We start from the raw sequence: 2,990 nt of genomic DNA, 5'->3' as shown, positions 1-2,990 counted from the left end.
CCCCCGGCACCGCTCGCCTGCCGTCCCGGCACCACCCGCCGACGCAAAGGATGTCCAGCATGAAGCTCCGCAAGACCGCAGCAGCGGCCGTCGTGGTCCTGGCGCTCGCAGCGTCCGCCTGCGGCAAGTCGGGCAGCCCCGACGACAAGAACGACAAGGCCGACGGCAAGCAGACACCGTCCCTGCCTGTCTACAAGGTGAACACCGCCGCCGACGTGAAGGGTTCACCCGTCTTCGAGAAGATCAAGGGCAAGAAGATCACCATCGGCACCAAGGCCGACCAGCCCGGCCTGGGCTTCGAGAACCCCAGCACCAAGGAGCGCTCCGGGTTCGACGTGGAGATCGCCCGGATGATCGCGGCCGACCTCGGCTTCGACAAGGACCACATCGAGTTCAGGACCATCCCCTCCGAGGCCCGCGAGACCCAGATCGCCACGGGCGGCGTGGACCTGTACGTGGGCACGTACACCATCAACGACGAGCGCAAGAAGCAGATCGGCTTCGGCGGCCCGTACTACGTCGCGGGCCAGGACCTGCTGGTGAAGGCCGACAGCACGATCAAGGGCCCGGACGACCTCAAGGGCAAGAAGGTCTGCTCCGCGGCGGGCTCCACGCCGCTCAAGCGCATCAAGGAGCCCAAGTACGGGGTCGCCGAGGCCATGTCGCAGCAGGGCTACCAGCTGTGTGTGCAGCAGCTCGTGGGCGGCTCGGTCGACGCCGTCACGACCGACGACGCGATCCTCAAGGGCTACGCGGCGGAGAACAAGGGCGCCCTGAAGGTCGTCGGCAACCCCTTCTCCAAGGAGCCGTACGGCGTCGGGCTCAAGAAGGACGACAAGGCGCTGCGCAACGCCGTCAACGACGCCATCGAGGCGCACGAGAAGAACGGCGACTGGAAGAAGGCGTACGACGCCACCCTCGGGCTCTCCGGCGTGGCGGCCTCGTCCCCGCCCGCGGTCGACCGCTACTGACCGGGCCGTCCACGGGGAGTCGACGTGTACGTTCTGTCCGACAACTTCGCGGCGTTCCGCGAAGGCTTCCTCAGCACGGTCGAGCTCACGGCGCTCAGCGCGTTGCTCGCCCTGGTGCTGGGCATCGTGATCGCGGGGTTCCGCGTCTCCCCGGTGCCCGTCCTGCGCGCCTTCGGCACCACCTGGGTGACGCTGATGGTGAACACGCCGCTGGTGCTGCTCTTCCTGGCCGTCACCCTGGGGCTGCCCGCATTGGGGCTCAAGGGCTGGGACTCCTTCTGGCTGGCCGTCATGGCACTGGGCGCCTACACCTCGGCGTTCGTCTGCGAGGCCGTCAGGTCCGGCATCAACGCCGTGCCGGTGGGACAGGCCGAGGCGGCACGGTCCATCGGCATGACCTTCACCCAGACCCTCGGCCAGATCGTGCTGCCGCAGGCCACCCGTACGGCGGTGCCGCCGATCGGCAGCCTGCTGATCGCCCTCGCCAAGAACACGGCGGTCGCCTCCAGCTTCAACGTGACCGAGCTGGGATCGGTGATGAAGACCCTCAACTCGGCGGAGGGCTACAACATCTTCCTGGTCTTCTTCTGGATAGGCCTCTGCTACGTCGTCATCACATTCGCGATCAGCGGCCTCTTCCGGCTGCTGGAGAGCCGACTGGAGGTGATCCGGTGAGCGCGAGCGTGCTCTACGACGCGCCCGGCCCGAAGGCACGCGTCCGCAACCGCGTCTACGGCGTCCTGTCGGCCGTCGTCCTGATCGGCCTGATCGCCTTCGTCGTCTACCGACTGGACGACACAGGGCAGTTCCAGGGCTCCCTGTGGGACGTCTACGAGTACAGCAACACGCAGCGGCAGATCCTCGACGGCCTCTGGACGACGGTCAAGACCTTCGCGATCGCCGGGGTGCTCTCCCTCGCGCTCGGCGCCGTGCTGGCCACCGGCCGGCTCTCCGAGCACAAACCGGTCCGCTGGCTCGCCACCGCGGCCGTCGAGCTCTTCAGGGCCCTGCCGCTGCTCATCATGATCTTCGTGCTGTGGGCGGGGGTCTTCACCTCCGACCCGATGTGGGCGCTCGTCGTCGGACTCACGCTCTACAACGGCTCGGTGCAGTCGGAGATCTTCCGGACCGGGATCAACGCCGTGCCCCGGGGACAGAGCGAGGCCGCCTACGCGCTCGGGCTGCGCAAGACCCAGGTGATGGCGAGCGTGCTCGTGCCGCAGTCGGTGCGCACCATGCTGCCGTCGATCATCAGCCAGCTCGTGGTGACCCTCAAGGACACCTCACTCGGTTACATCATCCTGTACGAGGAACTGCTCTACGTCGGCAAGCGGTTCGCGGAACAGCGGCCTCCGTCGAACGGCGTGTACGCCTTCATCCCGATGGTGATCGTCTTCGGTTCGATCTACATCCTGCTGTGCCTGGCCCTCTCCTCCGTCGCGACATGGGTCGAACGGCGCACGAAGCGCTCGCGCAAGGGCGCCCCGCTCCCGGTGACCGCGCCGGGCGTGCCCTTGGCCACCGGTTCCGCGCCCGGACCCGTGGACGCCTCCGGCGCGGACGGACCGAACGACGGGTGAACCCGGCGCGGGTGACACCCCGTCGGCCGCGGCCGGGGACGGGGCGCACCCGCTCCGGCGCGCCGCGGTGGCGACTCTGATCACTTGACGCAAGCACCCGCAATGGGTTGCATACAGTGTGTGATCGAGCACCGTGTTCCCCCTGTCGGCCCCCTCGCGTACCACGCGGTGCGCACGGTCCGTACGTCCCTCGGAGCCCCCGGCACGGCCGCGGGCCGCCGGACGGAGGGGGGCCTGCCGTGGACCCGGTGATCGTCGTCGGTGCGGGTCCGGTCGGTCTCGCGCTCGCGCTCGCCCTGGCCCGCCACGAGGTCCGCGTCATCCTGCTGGACGAGACGCCCGCCGACGGCTCCTCCGAAGAAGAACGCCCGGCCCGAACGGCTGTACTGCGCCCCGAAACCGCGGCCGCGCTCGAACGACTGGGCTGCCCCCTGGAGGG

4 protein-coding genes are annotated in these 2,990 nt (G+C 68.9%); all 4 read left to right on the top strand.

The window, feature by feature from the left end; translation table 11 throughout:
• The first annotated feature begins 59 nt into the window (after positions 1-59).
• On the top strand, positions 60-971 hold the full coding sequence (locus K6I34_RS34630) for a glutamate ABC transporter substrate-binding protein (RefSeq protein WP_229332010.1): 912 nt from the start codon (positions 60-62) through the stop codon (positions 969-971).
• A 24-nt stretch (positions 972-995) separates the two neighbouring features.
• Positions 996-1,646: an amino acid ABC transporter permease gene (locus K6I34_RS34625; protein WP_229332009.1), complete on the top strand. Its 651-nt coding sequence runs from the start codon at positions 996-998 to the stop codon at positions 1,644-1,646.
• Entirely contained in the window at positions 1,643-2,551 is a 909-nt protein-coding gene (locus K6I34_RS34620; RefSeq protein ID WP_229332008.1) for an amino acid ABC transporter permease, read from the top strand. Before K6I34_RS34625 ends, K6I34_RS34620 begins: the two co-directional genes overlap by 4 nt.
• A 239-nt stretch (positions 2,552-2,790) precedes the next feature.
• A partial coding sequence (locus K6I34_RS34610) for an FAD-dependent oxidoreductase (protein WP_229332007.1) occupies positions 2,791-2,990 on the top strand: 200 nt, incomplete at its 3' end.

The sequence above is a fragment of the Streptomyces sp. UNOC14_S4 genome (assembly GCF_020740835.1).
Lineage (GTDB): Bacteria > Actinomycetota > Actinomycetes > Streptomycetales > Streptomycetaceae > Streptomyces.
This window is presented reverse-complemented; position numbering and strand designations above follow the sequence as displayed.